Genomic DNA, 17467 nt, shown 5'->3' with positions numbered 1-17467 from the left:
CCTGTCTCGAATTGTGGGCATTGTCAGCCCGCGCTTTCCGGGATGGAATCGGCTCCAGCAGTGCACCCATTCCAAAGGAGGCGCGTATGAAGATGCTCAGGTGGATCGCGGTGGTGACGGCCTGCGTGTGGTGCGCGGGAGCGGCGCTCGCGTCGGAGGACAAGCACGCCAAGGGCGAGGCCAAGGAAGCCTCCCAGGCGGAGCACAAGGTCAACATCAACGAGGCCGGTCAGGCCGAGCTCATGAAGCTCGAAGGAGTCGGCGCGGGCACGGCCAAGAAGATCATGGCCTGGCGCGAGGCGCACGGACCCTTCAAGCGGCTGCACGACCTGGAGAAGGTGCCGGGTGTGGGCCGCGAGGTGCTCGAGAAGAACCACGGCCGCATCGCGGTGAAGTGAAAAAAACTCTTTTGCACCGGAAGCGAGTTAGGTAGGATGGATCAAATCGGTCGGAGCGCACACAGGCTTCCTTGATCGTCCCCCGTGGCAATCACGCCGTGGGCGATGTGACCGAGCCTCGGGCCGGGAGTCGGCGTCCGGTGCGAGGTAGTGGTCCTGGGCCCCGATTTGGGCCGCGCCGAGAAAGGGAGGTGATCCAGCCGATGTGTACCCCTGCGGTGATCTGTGAGGTGGTCGCCTCCTAAGGCCCGGATGTAGGCAGTTGCAGGTGGGCCTGGAGGACCCAGGAACCACCGGCCCCGACGGTCCCGCTATTCACCAGCGGGGCGGCACGGATGGATCGATGCCGCAGACGCCGTCGGGGCTTTTCTTTGCCCCGACGCGGGAGCGGGAAAGTAAAACGGCCCGCCGGAGGGCCCGGCGGGCCGTCGAGTGTTCAGCGTGGGAAGCTAGACCTTTCGGACGTTGGAGGCCTGCAGCCCCTTCGGGCCCTTAGTGACTTCAAACTCGACCTTGTCGCCCTCGGCCAGGCTCTTGAAGCCCTGGGCCTGAATGGCGCTGTAGTGGACGAAGACATCCTCACCGCCCTCAACCTGGATGAAGCCGTATCCCTTCGCATCGTTGAACCACTTGACCGTGCCTTGTGCCATACGTCTGGTTCCTCTCTCGTTGGGACGACGATGAAGCCGCCCCTGTGATCCCCGCACCACCATGGCCGGGGCTCCCCCAGAATCGGGGGGAACAAAAAAACGCCGTCGAGGACGCGAGTCCTCGCGGCGTTTACATCCCTAGGAGACGAACTGTTCGTTCACGTACGGATCAAGTGCGTCACGGACTGTTCCAGACGGGCAGAAACTAGCAGAGGGGGTAGACCCTGTCAAGACCGTTTTGCGCGCAGGCCTCGGGAGGCCGGCTGGGGTTGGGGCAGGCCGGGCCCCGGGGTTTCCGGGGCCCGGCCTTTGGGGCCGTCCTTAGGCCTTGCGGACGTTGGCGGCCTGGAGGCCCTTGGGGCCCCGGCTCACCTCGAACTCGACCTTGTCGCCCTCGGTCAGGCTCTTGAAACCGGAAGCCTGAATGGCGCTGAAGTGCACGAACACGTCCTCGCCGTCCTCCTGGGAGATGAAACCGAACCCCTTCGCATCGTTGAACCACTTCACGCTGCCCTGAGCCATCTGTATCTACCTCTTTCTTTAAGGCTTGCGCCTCAGTGATACCCCGCCACCATGGCGGGGGCGCCCTCCGGGATCGGAGGGCAAACAAAAACGCCGCGGGACTTGAGGTCCTCGCGGCGTTGGTTTCGAATCTAGCGACTGCATAATCGCTACGTATCCGACTACCGGGTGAACCTACAACCTGCACGGAGGATAGCCCATCGCCCCGCGCGTGTCAAGGAATCTTTCGGACCGGCACGGTGATCGGGGCGGAACCGTTCTTGGTCCCGAGCCAGCCCGCGACCGCCATGGAGAAGCGTCCGGCCGTGCCGCCGGCCACCACCACGTGGATCTCGTCGGCCGAGGGGAACTTGGGTATGAGCTCCTCCGGGCCCGGCTCGCGAGCCTTGCTGAAGCGCAAGTTGGTGCCCTCGCCGTTCTCCGCGTCCGGCAGCAGCGTACGGTAGGGCACGCGCACGGTCTCGAAGAGGTGCCGCTTGAGATCCGCCTTGCTCCACCCGCCGTCGCCGAAGGTGCGGGCGTGCTCGGGGCCGACGACCAGCATGGTGTGGGAGTAGAGAGGAAAGTGCTTGATGTTCCACAGCCCGCACATGGACCAGCCGAGTGAACCGGCGAGGCTCCGGGGCGTGCGGCTCGCATGGTCCGAGATGCCGTGCGGTGCCTCGCCGGCGAACACGGTCACCGTGCTCTCCTCCGGCCCGAATCCCCGCTCGACGTGGTACGGCGGCCAGGGGCTCGCCTCCTCGTATTCTCCGATGCAGTACGTGTAGCGCCCCGGGTGGCCGAAGGTCGACATCGAGGTTTCGCCCGGCTTGGCGCCGCCCACGTTGATCATGACGAGGCGCAGCGCGCGGCCGATGGTGGCGTTGGCGCGGTAGCCCGGTCCGAACACGCCGAAGGAGCAGTTGAGCCCGACGCGCTCGCGGATCGGCCCATTCACCACGATGAGCGGCGCCGAGAAGTGTGTGGACGTGGACATGCCGTGCAGGTTGAAGGCGGGGTCGCACGCGGCCTCGACCGCCGCCAGCACCACCGGCAGGTACTCGGGGCGGCAGCCTGCCATCACAGCGTTCACGGCGACCTTTTCCACCGTCGCGCGGCCGTAGTTGGGCGCGACCTCGGCCACGAGTTCCGCCCGATCGAGCGCCGTCCCCGCGAGCATCCGCTCTACGCGCTCGCGCGTGGGCGGCACGACGGGCAGGCCGTCCGTCACGCCCTTGTCGAACCAGACCTCGAGATCGTCGATGCTCATGCCCGTGAGGATCGCGTCATGCTGACACATTTTCCGTGCGCCTGCCGCGGCAGACGACCGGGCCCGCGCTGTCCGCCCGGCCCTGCGGGGGCTATCGGACTCAAATAGGTGAAAAGATTGCGGCTTGACGTGCCGGGCCCGAAGTGGCCCAGCGCCGGACCCATCCGTGCACGCCATCCTCCCGGAAAGACTGAAGGAACCTTGTGGGCGCTCACCCGGAGGTGTTAGACTCGCCAAACTGTCGGGTTTCGATCGAGCCTGTTGCTACTAGATGGGAGCGCACCGCCATGCTGCTGAGTTTCCTCGCCGGTCTCTTCTCCAACGACCTCGCCATCGACCTGGGCACGGCGAACACCCTCGTGTATGTCCGCGGCGAGGGCATCGTCATGAACGAGCCCTCGATCGTCGCCATCCACCAGGCGGATCACTCGGTGCTCGCGGTGGGGCACGAGGCCAAGGCGATGATGGGGCGCACGCCCGGCAACATCCTGGCCATCCGCCCGCTCAAGGACGGTGTCATCGCCGACTTCGACGTGACGGAGAAGATGCTCCACTATTTCATCAGCAAGGTGCACCGGCGGCGCACGCTCGTGCACCCGCGCATCGTCATCGGCGTGCCGTCGGGCATCACGCAGGTCGAGAAGCGCGCGGTCCGGGATTCGGCGATGCAGGCGGGGGCGCGCGAGGTCTACCTGATCGAGGAGCCGATGGCCGCGGCGATCGGCGCGGGGCTGCCGATCCAGGAGCCCGGCGGCAACATGATCGTGGACATGGGCGGCGGCACGACAGAAGTCGCCGTCATCTCGCTGTCCGGCATCGTGATTTCGAAATCCGTGCGTATCGCCGGAGACGAGATGGACGAAGCGATCGTGCAGTACATCAGGAAGCACTACAACCTCCTCGTCGGCGAGCGCCGCGCGGAGGAGATCAAGATCAAGCTGGGGTCGGCCTACCCGATGGCGGGCGAGCGCGTCACCATGGAGGTCAAGGGCCGCGACCTTATCGACGGCATCCCGAAGACCATCGTCGTCACCGACGAGGAAATTCGCGAGGCGCTCCGGGAGCCCGTCATGTCGATCGTGGACACGGTGCGCACCTGCCTCGAGCGGACGCCGCCCGAGCTCGCCGCCGACATCGTGGACAAAGGCATCGTGCTCACGGGGGGAGGGGCGCTCCTGCGCGGCCTCGACCTCCTGCTGCGACAGGAAACGGACCTGCCGATCACCGTCGCCGACGACCCGCTATCGTGCGTCGCGCTCGGCACCGGCAAGGTCCTCGACGAGTTGGAGCTCCTCAAGAAGGTCGCGATCCCCGCCTAGCCCGCTCGCCGCGTGCGGCTGGTCGGGAGATCGTTGACGCAGGTGGTGTCGGTGAGATTTCGCAGATACGCGCTGCTCCTCGCGGTGCTGCTGACGTCCCTGTTCCTGCTGACGGTCCAGACGCGGGGCGGGGGACCGACGCGGGCCGCCGACCTCGTCGCGCTGGCGATTACCCCGGTCCAGAGCCTGCTCGCCAACGCCCACCGCGGCGCCCTCAGCGCCTGGCTCACCTTCACGGATTGGAAGACCGTGCGAAGCGAGAATATGGCCCTGCGCGCCGACAACGAGCGCTTGCGCGTCCAGTCGCTGCAGGTTCGCGAAACCGACCAGGAGAACCACCGGCTGCGCCGGCTGCTCGCGCTGCGCGATCGGATGCCGCTGGCAACCCTGACCGGCGAGATCATCGGCCGCGAGGCCGGCGGCTGGGCGCGGTCGCTGACGGTCAACCGCGGCCGCGCCGACGGTGTTGCGCAGCAGATGCCGGTCATCGTCTCCGAGGGCCTGGTCGGTCGGGTGGCCCAGGTGAGATCCGGCGCCTCGATCGTCCAGCTTCTCAACGATCCGACCTCGACCGTCGGCGCCGTCGTCCAGCGCACCCGCACGCCCGGCCTCGTCGAGGGTGAGCCGGGCGGCGGTGTCCGCTTCAAGTTCATGGCGCGCGACGGCGCCGGGGTCGCCCCGGGCGATCTCATCGTCACCTCGGGCCTGGGCACGCTCTTCCCGAAGGGGATCCCGGTCGGGCGCGTGACCGCGATTGAGGACAAGGGCTCGGCGCTCTTCCACTTCGCGGTGCTGGCGCCGGCGGTGGACGCAGCAAGGGTCGAGGAAGTGCTGCTGCTCACGGGCCAGCCGGCGCAGGACGTCGCCGGCCTCTTCACCCCGGACGGCTGAGGGATGCGCCTCTCCCTCCTGCTGATGGCTTTCGGCGGCAGCCTCGCCCAGTCGAGCGTCGTGCCGTCGTGGAGCGTGGGTGGTGTCACCCCGGACCTGCCGTTCATCCTGACCGCGCTCATCGCGCTTCGCCGCGGGCCCGAGGCGGGCTGCCTCGTCGGGTTCGCGGCCGGGCTCCTCCAGGACGCGACGGGCGGCGGTCTCCTGGGCGTGCAGGCGCTCTCCCGCGCGCTGGCGGGTTTCGCGATGGGCCTCTTGCCCGGAAGGCTCTGGGTCGGCCACCCGCTGGTGCAGATCCCCGGCCTCGTGCTCCTGACCGTCGCCGAAGGACTCGTGCGGTTCGGACTGCTGCAGCTCTTCCACTTCCCGGCCTCGATCGGCGAGCTCCTCGTCCGCGTGATCCTGCCGCAGGCCCTCTACAACGGTTTCCTCGGCGCGGCCTGCGTGCTCGCTGTCGAGCTGGCGCACATGCTGCGCGGCAGGCACACGTGGATCTAACCGGCGAGTCCACGGCGCGTCGGGAGGCGTGGCGGCGTCGCGTCCTCTCGCTGTCCGCCGCGGTCGCCGTCGCCTTCGTCGGGCTGCTGGGCCAGCTCTGGTACCTCCAGGTGCTCGAGGGCGGCAAGCTCCAGGAGCTGTCTGAGAGGAACCGCATCCGGGTCCGTCCCGTCGCGGCCCCGCGCGGCATCCTCTTTGACCGGAACGGTCTGGCCCTCGTCGACAACCGTCCCGCCTTCACCCTGTCGCTCATCCCGCGGGAGATGGATGACCGCGACACGGTCCTGGCGAGGCTGTCGGTGCTGCTCAAGTTTCCCATGCGCGAGCTCGAGGAGGCGCTCGATCGCGTCCCGCCCGACTCCTTCCGCCCCGTGCGCGTGCGGCGCGGGCTCACCCTCGAGGAAGTCACCAAGGTCGAGGAGCGCAAGCTCGAGCTGCCCGGTGTCGTTGTCGAGGTCGAGCCCCAGCGCGTCTACCCCACGAGCACGTTCGCCGCGCACCTCCTCGGCTACGTCAGGGAGGTGAGCGACGAGCAGATGAAGCAGGGGCGCTACCGCCGCGGCGACATGATCGGCCAGAGCGGGCTCGAGCGCCTGCTCGATGAGTACCTCCGCGGCCGCGACGGCGGCGAGCGCATCGAGGTGGATGCCCTCGGCCGCCCCGTGCAGGTCATGCGGCGGGAGGAGCCCGACCCGGGCGCCCAGGTCATCACCACGGTGGACCGGCGGATCCAGGAGGCGGCGGAGCGGGCCATGGCGGGGCGCTCGGGCGCCGTGGTCGTCATGGATCCGCGCAACGGCGATGTCCTCGCCATGACATCGAGCCCCGCGTTCGCGCTCGACCGCCTCACTGGGAACGTCGAGAAGGAAGACTGGCTCAAGGTCGTCCGCGACCCGCTGACGCCGCTCATGAACCGCGCGCTCCAGGGCCAGTACGCGCCCGGCTCACTCTTCAAGGTCATCGTTGCGGCGACGGGGCTGCAGGAGGGCTCGCTGACGCCCATGGACCGGATCTACTGCAACGGCGAGTTCCACCTGGGGCGGTGGACCTTCAAGGACTGGAAGCCAGGCGGCCACGGGTGGGTGGACACGCGCTCGGCGCTCGTCCGCTCCTGCAACATCTTCTTCTACCAGGCGGGGCTCAAGGTCGGGCCCGAGGCCATCGCCCGCTACGCCCGGGCCTTCGGGCTCGGATCAAACACGGGCGTGGACCTGGGCGGCGAGAAGCCCGGGCTGGTCCCGTTCCTCGACGGCCGGCGACGCGGCGACGGCCGCGGCTGGCAGTCGGGCGACACCGTCAACATGTCCATCGGCCAGGGGCAGCTGCTCGTGACGCCGATGCAGGTGGCGCGCATGATGTCCGCCGTAGCCAATGGCGGCGTCCTCTGGCGGCCTCGCCTCGTCCAGCGCGTGGAGCGCGTGGACGGCACGCTCGCCTACTCGTCCTCCAGCAAGATGACCGGGCGCGTGGACCTCTCGCCGGTGGTGTGGGCGTTTCTGCGCGACGCGCTGTCCGGCGTGGTCAACGAAGGCGGCACGGGAGCCGCCGCGCGCATCCCCGGTGTGGAGGTCGCGGGCAAGACCGGCACGGCACAGAGCGTGGCCAAGAGCGACAGCTCCAAGGGGCAAGACCACGCCTGGTTCGCCTCCTTTGCGCCCGCGCACGACCCCGAAGTCGTCGTGGTCGTCCTGGTCGAGCGCGGCGGCAAAGGCGGCCAGGTGGCGGCGCCCATCGCGCGGCAGATCTACCAGGCGATCTTCCTCGAGAAGGTCGCGATGGTTCAGATCGGCGGGGACGGCTGATGCTGCGGGTGGACCGCCGGCTCCTGAAGAACGTGGACTGGCCGCTGTTGGGCGCCGCGTTCGCGATCATCCTCCTGGGCGTCGTGTCCCTGTCGAGCCTCGGGCTCGGCCGCGGGGGCCCCGGGCTCGCCTGGCGGCAGCTCATGTGGGTGGGCGTGGGCGCAATGGCCCTCTTCGCGGTCGTGACGTTCGACTACCGGAGCCTCGTCAGGGCCGCGCCGGCTCTGTACCTCCTCGGCCTGGGCTTGCTCGTGACGGTGGTCGTGCTCGGGCGCACGGTCTCGGGCGCGCGGCGCTGGATCCACCTCGGACCGCTCACGTTCCAGCCCTCCGAACTCTTCAAGCTGATCTTCATCTTGACGCTCGCCTGGGCGCTGACCTGGCGCCGCGCGCCCCAGCAGACCCCGCGGGGAACATTCGGTTGGATCATCGTCCTCGTCGCGGTCCCCTTCGCGCTCGTGGTCCGCCAGCCGGACCTCGGGACGGCGCTGGTGCTGCTGCCGGTGCTGGGAGCCGTGCTGATCGGCGTCGGCGTGCGCCTGCGCATCCTGGGCGCGCTGGTGGCGGCGGGCGTCGCCCTCATGCCGCTCGGCTGGCTCGCGCTGAAGCCGTACCAGCGGGACCGGCTCTTCGTGTACCTCGATCCGTTCCGGGATCCGCTCGGGACGGCGTACAATGTGATTCAGGCGAAAATCGCCATTGGTTCCGGCCAACTCCTGGGCAAGGGCATCAGCGGTGCGACGCAGAGCCGGCTGGCCTTTCTTCCGGAGCGCCACACGGATTTCATTTTTGCCGTATTCGCCGAGACGTGGGGGTTCGTCGGCTGTCTGGTGCTGATCCTGGCGTACGGGGTCCTGATCGTGCGGGGCTTCGAGATCGCCGTCGGCACGCGGGAGGCCCGGGGGCGCATCATCGCCCTGGGCGTCACGGCCCTTTTCGCCGCCCAAACGCTCATCAACCTGGGCATGGTAACGGGGCTGTTGCCCGTCGTGGGCATCCCGCTCCCGCTCATGAGCTACGGCGGGTCGTCCATGGTCGTGTCGTTCATGGCGCTGGGGCTCCTCCTCTCGGTTCGAATGCGGCAGTTCCAGTAACCGGGCCCGCCTCTGGCGGGCCTCCTGTCGTGCACCGGGGGCTCACGCCTCCGAACTGGGGATTGCTGCCGTGGGAAAGCGTATCGTCGTCAATGCCGGCGTGACGGAAACCCGTCTCGCCGTGCAGGATGGAACGCAGCTCGTCGAGCTGTACGTGGAGCGCGCCGGACGCCGCTCCATCGTCGGCAACATCTACAAGGGCGTGGTCACCAACGTCCTGCCCGGCATGCAGGCCGCGTTCGTGGACATCGGCCTCCAGAAGGACGCCTTCCTCTACGCCGGCGACTACACGGCGGACCGCGGCGAGGATCCCGGCGCCATTGCACCCGACGCCGATGAGGACGCGGTCGATCTCGACGACGGCGAGGGCGAGGGCGAGCCCGAGCACCGGCGTGACGCCGTGGCGCCCATCGAGGAGGTCCTGCGCAAGGGCCAGGAGGTGCTCGTCCAGGTCTCAAAGGAATCGCTGGGCACGAAGGGCGCCCGGATCACTTCTTTCGTTTCCATCCCCGGCCGCTACATCGTCTATATGCCGCAGAGCGGTCATGTCGGCGTCTCGCGCCGCATCCAGGACGACGCCGAGCGCGACCGCCTGCGGGGGATCGTCAAGGGCCTGCCCCCGCCGCCCGGCGGGTTCATCGTCCGCACGGTCGCCGAAGGCAAGCCGGCCGAGGAGCTGATCGCCGACATCCAGTTCCTGACGCGGCTGTGGGGCCAGGTGCAGAGCCGCTTCGAGTCGGCGCCCGCGCCGTCGCTCCTGCACGCGGAGATGGACCTGACCTTCCGCGTCGTTCGCGACCTCTTCTCCCCGGACATCGAGGAGTTCCTCGTCGACACCCCCGCTGCCTACGAGAAGTGCCTCCACTTCGCCGAGTCGCTGGTGCCGCAGCTCGCCTCCCGCGTCAAGCTGTACGAGGCGCCGCAGCCGGTGTTCGAGTCGACCGGCATCGAGAAGGAGATCGACAAGGCGCTCCGGCGCCGCGTGTGGCTCAAGTCCGGCGGCTACATCGTCATCGACCACACCGAGGCGCTCGTCGCGATCGACGTCAACTCGGGCAAGTACGTCGGCAAGCGCGACTTCGAGGAGACGGTGCTGAAGATCAACCTCGAAGCCGCCACCGAGGTCATCCGGCAGATCCGCCTGCGCGACCTGGGCGGTATTATCATCATCGACTTCATCGACATGGAGCGCGCGGAGCACCGCGACCAGGTCTTCAAGGCCCTGATGAAGGCGCTCGCCGACGACAAGGCCCGCACCAACGTCCTCGAGATCTCCGAGCTCGGAGTAGTCGAGATGACGCGCAAACGCGTGCGCCAGGGGCTCCTATCCCTGCTGACATCGGCGTGCCCGACGTGCAAGGGCGCGGGCACCGTCAAGTCCGACCTGACGCTCACCGCCGAGATCTTCCGGAAGGTCCAGGCGGGCGCTCGGGAGGGAGGCGGCCACGAGGTGGTCATCCGCGCCCACCCGGAGATCGCGTACCACATCGAGGCCGAGGAGCGCGACGGCCTCGAGCGACTTCAGGGCCTGGTCGCGCGCAAAGTCGCCGTCCAGAGCATGCCCTCGTACCATCGCGAGCAGTACGACCTCTTGTTCCGCTAGCGCGGGCCGCGCGGGAGGAGAGCCGTGACCGACCCCATGCCGCTGATCCCGACCACCGTGTGCGGCAGCCACGGGCTGCCGTCCTGGCTCCACCTCGTGCGGGAGGCGGCCGCCGCGGACCGCCTGGGACCGATGGACCTCCAGGAGGCCTACAACGACGCCGTCCGCCTCGCCATCCGGGACCAGGTCGAGGCGGGCGTGGACGTGATCTCCGACGGCGAGATGCGCCGCGTGACCTTCATCCGCGGCTTCTACGACCGGCTGGCCGGCATCCGACCGCTGCCGGTCCCGCGGCGACTGGGCGCTCCCAACTACGACAGCCATTGCCCGTACGAGGTCGTGGACAGGATTACCGCGCCCGAGGGGCTCGGCATCGTCGATGAGTTCCGCTTCGCGCGCCCGCATGCGGACCGGCCGATGCGTGTGGCCGTGCCCGGGCCGATCACGCTGCTCATCCCGCTCCGTCGCGGCGGGCCGTACGCCTCCGAGGACAGCCTGATCGCCGACCTCATCGCGCTCGTCAACGCCGAGATGAAGGCCCTCGTGGCCGCGGGCTGTGACTTCATCCAGGTGGACGAGCCGAACTACGTCATGACCGCCGGCAAGCATCGCATCCTGAAAGGCGAGGCCGGGCCCATGGTGTCGGCGCTCAACGCGGCGCTCGAAGGGATCACCGTCAAGACAGCCCTGCACGTGTGCTTTGGGAACGCGCACAACAACTCGTTCGCGTCACCACGGCAGTACCGGCCGCTGTATCCCCGGCTGCTCGACGCGCGGGTCAGCCAGTTCGTCTTCGAGTACGCGAACAGGGAGATGAGCGAGATCGAGCTTTGGAGCGAGTTCCCCACCGACAAGGAAGTCGCCGTGGGCGTGATTGACGTGAAGGCCTTCCGGGTGGAGACGCCGGAGGAGGTCGCCGACCGCGTGCGCTTGGCGCTCAAGCACATCCCCGCAGCACGTCTCTGGCTCGTGCCTGACTGCGGGCTGTGGGAGACGCCGCGCTGGGTCGGGGTCTCCAAGCTCCGCTCGATGGTGGTGGCGGCGCGCATGATCCGCCGCGAGCTGGGCGTCGCGTGACCCGCCCGTCCCGCATCAGTCGGGCGCGCATTGTCGAACAGCTCCGGCTGGCGGCCCGAAAGGGTGACCGCGGGGCCCTCATGCTCGCGGCTGAGCAGATGAAGACGCTGGCCTACACGCCGCGATACTGGGACAAGTACCTCGATCTCCTCGCCAACCCGCTGGCGCGCCTGGTCGACCTCCTGCTGATCAAGCAGGGAGACAAGATCGCCCACCAGAAGGGTTGGGCGCGGCCGAAGCGGGAGCGCCCCCCCGCCAAGGCGCCGGCTCGTGCCGGCAAGGTCGCCAAGTCGGGGAGCCGCCGGCGCCCCGCCGCGGGGCCGGCGCAGCCGTCGCTCTTTCCCGACCTGCCGGCCTGAAGCGGCGCCGGGCATCCCCCGGGCGCGCCGCTGCGACCCCCCGCCTTGACCCATGGTAGAGTACCCCTGTAGGGTATATGCCATGACACGGGGGGCGCGGATAGGAGTGCTGCTGGGCATCACTGCCGCGGCGGTGACGGCCGCATGTGTCGTGCCGCCCATCCCGCAGGATCCCGCCTATCACCGATTTGCCGACACGCGCCCCCTCGGGGGCGCCCCCAACGGGTGGGCGGTGCTCTCCAACCTGCCTTTCCTGGTCGTTGGGCTCTTGGGGCTCCGGCAGGTCCTGATGGCCCCTGTCGGCGCGGCCGCCCCGTTCGTCGAGTCCCGCGAGCGCTGGCCGTACGCGCTGTTCTTCGCGGGTGTCGCGCTCACCGGCGTGGGCTCGGCGTACTACCACTGGGCGCCTGACAACGCGCGGCTCGTGTGGGACCGGCTGCCCATGACGATCGGCTTCATGGCTCTCCTGGCCGCGGTCGTGGCCGAGCGCGTGAGCGTGACCGCCGGGATCGCGCTGCTGCCGGTGCTTCTCCTGGCTGGAGCGGGCAGCGTCGCATACTGGTACGCGGGCGAGCTCCACGGCGCGGGCGACCTGCGGCCCTACGCCCTGGTGCAATTCGCTCCGGCGGCGCTGATACCCCTGGCGCTGTGGCTCTTCCCTGCGCGCTACACGCACGGCGGCTACCTCGTCGGTGTCATCGCCATCTACGGCGCCGCGAAGCTCTTCGAGGTTCTGGACGGCCCGATGTTTTCGATGGGACACTTGCTGAGCGGCCACACGCTCAAGCACCTGACGGCGGCTCTCGCGGCCTGGTGGCTGCTGCGGGGTCTCGACGCCAGGCGCCCGGCGGCCGCGGAGGAGCGGACGTGATTGACGACGAGACCAAGGTCAAGGCCCTCGGCCGGCTGCGGCGCATCGAGGGGCAGGTGCAGGGCATCCAGCGCATGGTGGAAGAGGAGAAGTACTGCGTCGACATCCTGCTCCAGCTGACGGCCGTGGAGGGCGCCGTGGAGCAGGTGCAGCGGCTCCTTCTCGGGCGCCACATCGAGTCCTGCGTCGCCGACGCCATACGCTCGGGCAGCACGCGCGACCGCCAGAAGAAGGTGGACGAGCTGCTCGAGGTGTTCTCCCGGTTTTCGGGGCGGTAGGATGCCACGGCGGTAGGATGCCAAGGCGGTAGGATGCCAAGGCTGTAGGATAGAGGTCCGGCCATGACAATGCCCACCGAGATGCCCGCGAGGACGATGGGAGAGGAAGCGCGGCTCGACTTTCCCGTGAAGGGGATGCACTGCGCGGCCTGCGTTGGCAAGGTCGAGCGGGCGCTGCTGGGCGTGCCGGGCGTGAAGACGGCAGCGGTGAACCTGGCCACCGAGCGCGCCACTGTCCGCCTGGGCGCCGGCGGCCCCTCGCTTGACGCGCTTCGCCGGGCTGTGGATGCGGCGGGCTACACCGTGCCCGCCGACATCGCGGCGACACCCGAGGCCGCCGATCGCGAACAGGCCGAACGCGCGCGGGAGAACCGGCGCCTGCGACTCAAGTTCGTAGCGGGCGCCGCGCTGTCGGTCCCGGTGCTGCTCGGGAGTATGCACGAGGTATTTTCCTGGGCGCCTCACTGGCTGCGCGACCCGTTCCTGCTCTGGGCTCTGACGACGCCGGTGCAGTTCTGGGTGGGCTGGCAGTTCCACGCGGGATTCCTCGCGGAGCTGCGACATCGCTCGGCCAGCATGAACACCCTGGTGTCCATCGGCACCAACGCCGCGTACTTCTTCAGCGTGGCGGTCACGCTTTGGCCCAACGTGTTCGCGACCACGGGCGCCATGCCGTACTACGAGGCCTCGGCGCTGCTCATGACCTTTCTCGTCCTCGGGCGCTGGTTCGAGGCGCGCGCGCGGGGTGGCACCTCCGAAGCCATCCGACGCTTGATCGCGCTCCGGCCCAAGACGGCCCGCGTTGTGCGGGCCGGCAAGGAAGAGGACGTGCCCATCGGCCTCGTGTTGGTCGGGGACCTGCTCCGAGTGAGGCCCGGCGAGCGCGTCGCGGTGGACGGCCAGGTGGTCGAGGGCGCCTCGACAGTGGACGAGTCCATGCTCACCGGTGAGAGCCTTCCTGTCGAGAAGAGGCCGGGGACCGCGGTCGTCGGGGGCTCGGTCAACCGGACCGGCGCGTTCACCTTCCGGGCCACGCGCGTTGGAAGCGAGACGGTGCTCGCCCAGATCATACGGTTGGTCGAGGAGGCGCAGGGATCCAAGGCGCCGATCCAGCGGCTGGCCGACCGCGTCGCGAGCGTCTTCGTGCCGGTGGTCCTCGTCATCGCCGCGCTTACCTTCGGCGTGTGGTGGGCCTGGGGTCCGGAGCCCTCCTTCTTTTACGCGCTGGCCAACGCCGTCGGCGTCTTGGTCATCGCCTGCCCCTGCGCCATGGGGCTGGCCACGCCCACGGCCATCATGGTCGGCACGGGCAAGGGCGCCGAGCTGGGCGTGCTCGTCAAGAGCGCGGGGGCGCTCGAGCTGCTCCACCGGGTTGGCATTGTGGTCTTCGACAAGACGGGAACGCTCACTGTCGGGAAGCCGGTCGTTACCGACGTCGTCCCGGGGCCCGGCTTCGACGCCGATGGCGTCTTGGCGCTGGCGGCTGCCGCCGAGCAGGGGTCGGAGCACCCGCTGGGCGAGGCCATCGTCACCGAGGCCAAGGCGCGCGGGCTCGCGCTGCCGCCGGTGAGCGAGTTCCAGGCCGTCCCCGGCCAGGGCGTGGACGCGGTGGCCCCCGACGGACGGATCCTGCTGGGCAACGCGCGCATGATGCAGGCGCGCGGTCTCGACGTCGCGGGGCTCGAGCCCGTGGCCCGGCGGCTCGCCGCCGAGGGCAAGAGCGTCGTGTACGTCGCTTTCGCCGGAGAGACCCACGGCCTCGTTGCCGTGGCCGATGCCCTCAAGCCCGACGCTCGCGCGGCGGTGGCGGCTCTCCAGGCGCTGGGCATCGAGGTCGCCATGCTCACGGGCGACACGCGGCTGACGGGGGAGGCGATCGCCCGCCAGGCCGGCATCGACCGCGTGCTGGCCGAAGTGCTGCCTGAGCAGAAGGCGGCCGAGATCAAGCGGCTGCAAGGGGAAGGCCGGCTGGTCGCGATGGTCGGTGACGGAATCAACGACGCGCCGGCCCTGGCCCAGGCCGACGTCGGTATCGCGATGGGCTCGGGCACGGACGTGGCCATCGAGGCCGCCGACGTCACGCTGATGAGGGGAAATCTCCATGGGGTCGTGACGGCGGTGGAGCTGTCGCGCCGGACCATCCGGATCATCAAGGAGAACCTGGGCTGGGCCTTCGGGTACAACATCGTGCTGGTGCCGGTGGCCGCCGGGGCGCTCTACCCGCTCTGGGGCGTGCTGCTCTCGCCGATCCTGGCGGGCTTGGCGATGGCGCTGTCGTCGGTCTCGGTGGTCGCCAACAGCCTGAGGCTCAAGCGCTTCCACACCACATTGCCCGAGGAGGGAGAACGCGCCATGGCGAAGGATCCGGTGTGCAGCATGGAGGTCGACCCGAAGAAGGCCGCCGCCCAATCGAACTACAAGGGGCAGATGGTCTACTTCTGCGCCGTGGGGTGCAAGCAGAAGTTCGACGCCAATCCGGAGAAGTACCTCTCCAAGTGATCACCTCTCCGTACCTCGGCGGGCGCGACCGCTACGAGCGGAGCATGGAAGGCTGGGTGGACAACACGCACGACGACGCCTTCACTCATAGCGTGCGGCTCACCGACGACGACGCGGCCGTGGAGCTCGCGGCGGTGTGCACGCCCTCGCCGCGCTACGAGGTGCGCGAGGCCGTGGCGCGGGTTCTCGACGGCGCGGCGGATCCCGCGGCCGCCGAGCGGTTCGGGCGGCTCGCCGGCGCGCGGATGGTGGCGGGCTTCAGCCGGCGCCTGGCGGAGCTGGCGGGGTCGGGGCCGGGCTCGCGGCTCCTCGTAGACGCCGGTATCGAGATCGCGCGCCTCGCGCGTCAGGCGACCAAGCTCCCCCGCGAGGCGACGGCTGGGCTTCTCGCCGGTGGCGCGCGCGCCTGCTGGGACCTCGATACTACTGGATGGATCGATCTCCCCGGCTCCTGCTTTACCTACAGCGCCGCGGGCCGCGCGCTGCTCGAGACGCGGGTCGTCTCGACGCCGATGGTCGCGGATCTCTACAGCCCGCCTCCCGGTGCGCGACGGATCTTCGTGCGGAAGAAAGTCATGCGGCTCGTGCGGACGGGCTCGCGGCTGCACCTCTTCCACTCGATGCACGACAACGTCCACGGCTTCGACCTCCATATCGAGATCGACCTGGAGACCGGAACCGTGGCCGCGGCAGACTCCATCACCTCGCGGCTGCCGTACCAGGGCATCTGCACGGAGCCCCAAGGCAAGATCGGGTCCCTCGTGGGCCAGCCGGCGGACGGGGAGCTGCGCAAGCGCATCCAGACACAGTTGGGCGGCGAGAGTGGTTGCGCCCAGCTGTACGACCTGACGGCGGACCTTCTCAAGCTCTTGAGCTTCTAGCGCGGGGGAACTCATGGATCTTCGCACCGAGATGGAGTCGCTGCCCACGGCCGACGGCCTGATGCCGGCCTACCTCTGTCGGCCCGCAGGTCCCGGGCCCCATCCCGCCGTCATCGTCGTCATGGAGGCGTTCGGTCTCAACGCCCATATCAAGGACGTAGCGGAGCGCATCGCGCGGGAGGGGTACGTCGCCATCGCGCCCGATCTCTTCTACCGCTTCGGCAGCCCGATCGTGCCATACGAGGACGTGCCGCGCGCGATCGGCTACATCCAGAAGTTCGACGACGCCGTCCTGATGGCCGAGCTGGGCGTGGTCATCCAGCACCTGAAGGGCCGGCCCGACGTGCGGGGCGATCGCATCGGGATCACAGGTTTCTGCGTCGGCGGCCGCATCGCCTTCCTCACCGCGTGCCGGCACCCCGCGGCCATCAAGGTCGCCGTGCCGTTTTACGGCGGCGGCATCGCGGCCGACACGCCGGCCGCGCCGATCAACCTGGCGGACCGCATCCAGTGCCCGGTGCTGTGCTTCTTTGGCGAAGCGGACCGAATGATCCCGATGGACCAGGTCAGGCGCGTGGACGAAACCCTCAAGCGGCTCAAGAAGACGGCCGAGGTGAAGGTCTACAAGGGGGCCGGGCACGGCTTCTTCTGCAACGACCGGGCATCCTATGACCCGGTGGCCGCCCAGAACGCCTGGGACACCATGCGCTCTTGGCTCGGCAAGTATCTGAGTTAGAAGCATAAATACTAAATCTTGACGCCGGAACCACTCGTAAGATAGAGTTGTACCGACTGTTTGGTACAATACGTTGTCCAAGGGGGCGTGACGGGCACATGCTGACCGAGACGAAGAGCGCAAAGGGAGCCGCGACGAGGGATCAGATCCTCGACGCAGCCGCCCGCCTGATCCACCTGCAGGGCTACCACTGCACCTCGCTCGACGATGTCCTCCGCGAGAGCGGCGTGGGCAAGGGCAACTTCTACTACCACTTCAAGAGCAAGGAAGAGCTCTGCTACGCCCTCATCGACCGGCTGGTGCGCGGCTTTCTCGAGCGCACCCTCGAACCGGCCTTCGCCGATCCCGATCGCGATCCCGTAGCGCAGATCCACGGCTTCCTCGACCGTGTCCTTGACAACCTGCGCCAGCGCAACTGCGTCGGAGGCTGCCCCATCGGCAATCTCGCCTCCGAGCTGTCCGACGTCCACGAGGGCTTCAGGCAGCGGCTGGCCGAGATCTTCGTCCAGTGGCGCGCGACACTGGCCCGATCGCTGCGCCAGGGTCAGGCGTCCGGGCGGCTCAGAGCCGACTGCAATCCCGAGGGGGCGGCCCACTTTCTCGTGGCCAGCCTTGAGGGCGCCATCCTCATGAGCAAGGTGACAAAGGACATCACGGTGATGGAGCAATGCGTGGACGAGCTCAAGCGACACCTGACCCTGTCCATCCGGTCTTGAGCCCCCGGTCTTAAGCCCCCA

18 protein-coding genes are annotated in these 17467 nt (G+C 68.8%); 15 read left to right on the top strand and 3 right to left on the bottom strand.

The genetic code is table 11. The features are described from left to right. Window positions 1-86 precede the first annotated feature (86 nt). Entirely contained in the window at window positions 87-398 is a 312-nt protein-coding gene (locus Q7W02_05145) for a helix-hairpin-helix domain-containing protein (protein MDO8475576.1), read from the top strand. Between the two features lie 449 nt (window positions 399-847). Here Q7W02_05145 and Q7W02_05140 read toward each other — a convergent pair whose 3' ends face one another. The 3 genes from Q7W02_05140 to Q7W02_05130 all read right to left on the bottom strand — a co-directional run bounded on the left by Q7W02_05140 (window position 848) and on the right by Q7W02_05130 (window position 2852). Further along, window positions 848-1048, bottom strand: a complete 201-nt coding sequence (locus tag Q7W02_05140; protein MDO8475575.1) for a cold-shock protein — start codon at window positions 1046-1048, stop codon at window positions 848-850. 321 nt (window positions 1049-1369) lie between these two features. Continuing rightward, on the bottom strand, window positions 1370-1570 hold the full coding sequence (locus Q7W02_05135) for a cold-shock protein (GenBank protein MDO8475574.1): 201 nt from the start codon (window positions 1568-1570) through the stop codon (window positions 1370-1372). A 214-nt stretch (window positions 1571-1784) separates the two neighbouring features. After that, window positions 1785-2852, bottom strand: coding sequence for a hypothetical protein (locus tag Q7W02_05130; GenBank protein MDO8475573.1), 1068 nt, complete (start codon window positions 2850-2852; stop codon window positions 1785-1787). A gap of 257 nt (window positions 2853-3109) precedes the next feature. Here Q7W02_05130 and Q7W02_05125 point away from each other — a divergent pair, with 257 nt between their 5' ends. The 14 genes from Q7W02_05125 (at window position 3110) to Q7W02_05060 (ending at window position 17446) form a co-directional block, all read left to right on the top strand. Beyond that, window positions 3110-4141, top strand: a complete 1032-nt coding sequence (locus tag Q7W02_05125; protein MDO8475572.1) for a rod shape-determining protein — start codon at window positions 3110-3112, stop codon at window positions 4139-4141. Between the two features lie 51 nt (window positions 4142-4192). After that, entirely contained in the window at window positions 4193-5032 is an 840-nt protein-coding gene (mreC, locus tag Q7W02_05120; GenBank protein ID MDO8475571.1) for a rod shape-determining protein MreC, read from the top strand. Between the two features lie 3 nt (window positions 5033-5035). Further along, complete coding sequence (gene mreD / locus Q7W02_05115; protein ID MDO8475570.1) at window positions 5036-5530, top strand: rod shape-determining protein MreD; 495 nt, start codon at window positions 5036-5038, stop codon at window positions 5528-5530. Further along, complete coding sequence (gene mrdA, locus Q7W02_05110; GenBank protein MDO8475569.1) at window positions 5521-7332, top strand: penicillin-binding protein 2; 1812 nt, start codon at window positions 5521-5523, stop codon at window positions 7330-7332. The genes mreD and mrdA overlap by 10 nt, the downstream gene beginning before the upstream one ends. Beyond that, window positions 7332-8426, top strand: a complete 1095-nt coding sequence (gene rodA / locus Q7W02_05105) for a rod shape-determining protein RodA (protein MDO8475568.1) — start codon at window positions 7332-7334, stop codon at window positions 8424-8426. Before mrdA ends, rodA begins: the two co-directional genes overlap by 1 nt. A gap of 70 nt (window positions 8427-8496) precedes the next feature. Then, entirely contained in the window at window positions 8497-10029 is a 1533-nt protein-coding gene (locus tag Q7W02_05100) for an Rne/Rng family ribonuclease (protein MDO8475567.1), read from the top strand. 24 nt (window positions 10030-10053) lie between these two features. After that, complete coding sequence (locus tag Q7W02_05095) at window positions 10054-11106, top strand: cobalamin-independent methionine synthase II family protein (protein MDO8475566.1); 1053 nt, start codon at window positions 10054-10056, stop codon at window positions 11104-11106. Next, a complete protein-coding gene (locus Q7W02_05090; GenBank protein ID MDO8475565.1) occupies window positions 11103-11465 on the top strand; it encodes a hypothetical protein in 363 nt (120 codons plus the stop codon). The genes Q7W02_05095 and Q7W02_05090 overlap by 4 nt, the downstream gene beginning before the upstream one ends. An 82-nt stretch (window positions 11466-11547) precedes the next feature. Next, window positions 11548-12336 (top strand): alkaline phytoceramidase, encoded by a 789-nt coding sequence (locus tag Q7W02_05085; GenBank protein MDO8475564.1) that lies wholly within the window; start codon window positions 11548-11550, stop codon window positions 12334-12336. After that, the gene (locus Q7W02_05080) at window positions 12333-12614 is read left to right on the top strand and encodes a metal-sensitive transcriptional regulator (protein ID MDO8475563.1); all 282 of its coding nucleotides are present in this window, start codon (window positions 12333-12335) and stop codon (window positions 12612-12614) included. Before Q7W02_05085 ends, Q7W02_05080 begins: the two co-directional genes overlap by 4 nt. 63 nt (window positions 12615-12677) lie before the next feature. Beyond that, window positions 12678-15113 (top strand): heavy metal translocating P-type ATPase, encoded by a 2436-nt coding sequence (locus Q7W02_05075; protein MDO8475562.1) that lies wholly within the window; start codon window positions 12678-12680, stop codon window positions 15111-15113. Beyond that, window positions 15110-15994, top strand: coding sequence for a DUF2889 domain-containing protein (locus Q7W02_05070; GenBank protein MDO8475561.1), 885 nt, complete (start codon window positions 15110-15112; stop codon window positions 15992-15994). The genes Q7W02_05075 and Q7W02_05070 overlap by 4 nt, the downstream gene beginning before the upstream one ends. A gap of 13 nt (window positions 15995-16007) precedes the next feature. After that, window positions 16008-16730: a dienelactone hydrolase family protein gene (locus Q7W02_05065; protein MDO8475560.1), complete on the top strand. Its 723-nt coding sequence runs from the start codon at window positions 16008-16010 to the stop codon at window positions 16728-16730. Window positions 16731-16828: 98 nt separating this feature from the next. Continuing rightward, on the top strand, window positions 16829-17446 hold the full coding sequence (locus Q7W02_05060) for a TetR family transcriptional regulator C-terminal domain-containing protein (GenBank protein ID MDO8475559.1): 618 nt from the start codon (window positions 16829-16831) through the stop codon (window positions 17444-17446). The last annotated feature ends 21 nt before the right edge of the window (window positions 17447-17467 follow it).

The sequence above is a fragment of the Candidatus Rokuibacteriota bacterium genome (assembly GCA_030647435.1).
Taxonomy (GTDB): Bacteria; Methylomirabilota; Methylomirabilia; order Rokubacteriales; family CSP1-6; genus AR37.
Note: the sequence above shows the minus strand (reverse complement) of the source record. Positions and strands in the feature narration are given on the sequence as shown.

What these genes read in the sequence shown, in the direction of transcription:
- Q7W02_05145 (MDO8475576.1), top strand. Translation starts at nt 87, where the DNA reads ATGAAGATGCTCAGGTGGATCGCGGTGGTGACGGCCTGCGTGTGGTGC.
- Q7W02_05140 (MDO8475575.1), bottom strand. Translation starts at nt 1,048, where the DNA reads ATGGCACAAGGCACGGTCAAGTGGTTCAACGATGCGAAGGGATACGGC.
- Q7W02_05135 (MDO8475574.1), bottom strand. Translation starts at nt 1,570, where the DNA reads ATGGCTCAGGGCAGCGTGAAGTGGTTCAACGATGCGAAGGGGTTCGGT.
- Q7W02_05130 (MDO8475573.1), bottom strand. Translation starts at nt 2,852, where the DNA reads ATGTGTCAGCATGACGCGATCCTCACGGGCATGAGCATCGACGATCTC.
- Q7W02_05125 (MDO8475572.1), top strand. Translation starts at nt 3,110, where the DNA reads ATGCTGCTGAGTTTCCTCGCCGGTCTCTTCTCCAACGACCTCGCCATC.
- mreD (MDO8475570.1), top strand. Translation starts at nt 5,036, where the DNA reads ATGCGCCTCTCCCTCCTGCTGATGGCTTTCGGCGGCAGCCTCGCCCAG.
- rodA (MDO8475568.1), top strand. Translation starts at nt 7,332, where the DNA reads ATGCTGCGGGTGGACCGCCGGCTCCTGAAGAACGTGGACTGGCCGCTG.
- Q7W02_05085 (MDO8475564.1), top strand. Translation starts at nt 11,548, where the DNA reads ATGACACGGGGGGCGCGGATAGGAGTGCTGCTGGGCATCACTGCCGCG.
- Q7W02_05075 (MDO8475562.1), top strand. Translation starts at nt 12,678, where the DNA reads ATGACAATGCCCACCGAGATGCCCGCGAGGACGATGGGAGAGGAAGCG.
- Q7W02_05065 (MDO8475560.1), top strand. Translation starts at nt 16,008, where the DNA reads ATGGATCTTCGCACCGAGATGGAGTCGCTGCCCACGGCCGACGGCCTG.
- Q7W02_05060 (MDO8475559.1), top strand. Translation starts at nt 16,829, where the DNA reads ATGCTGACCGAGACGAAGAGCGCAAAGGGAGCCGCGACGAGGGATCAG.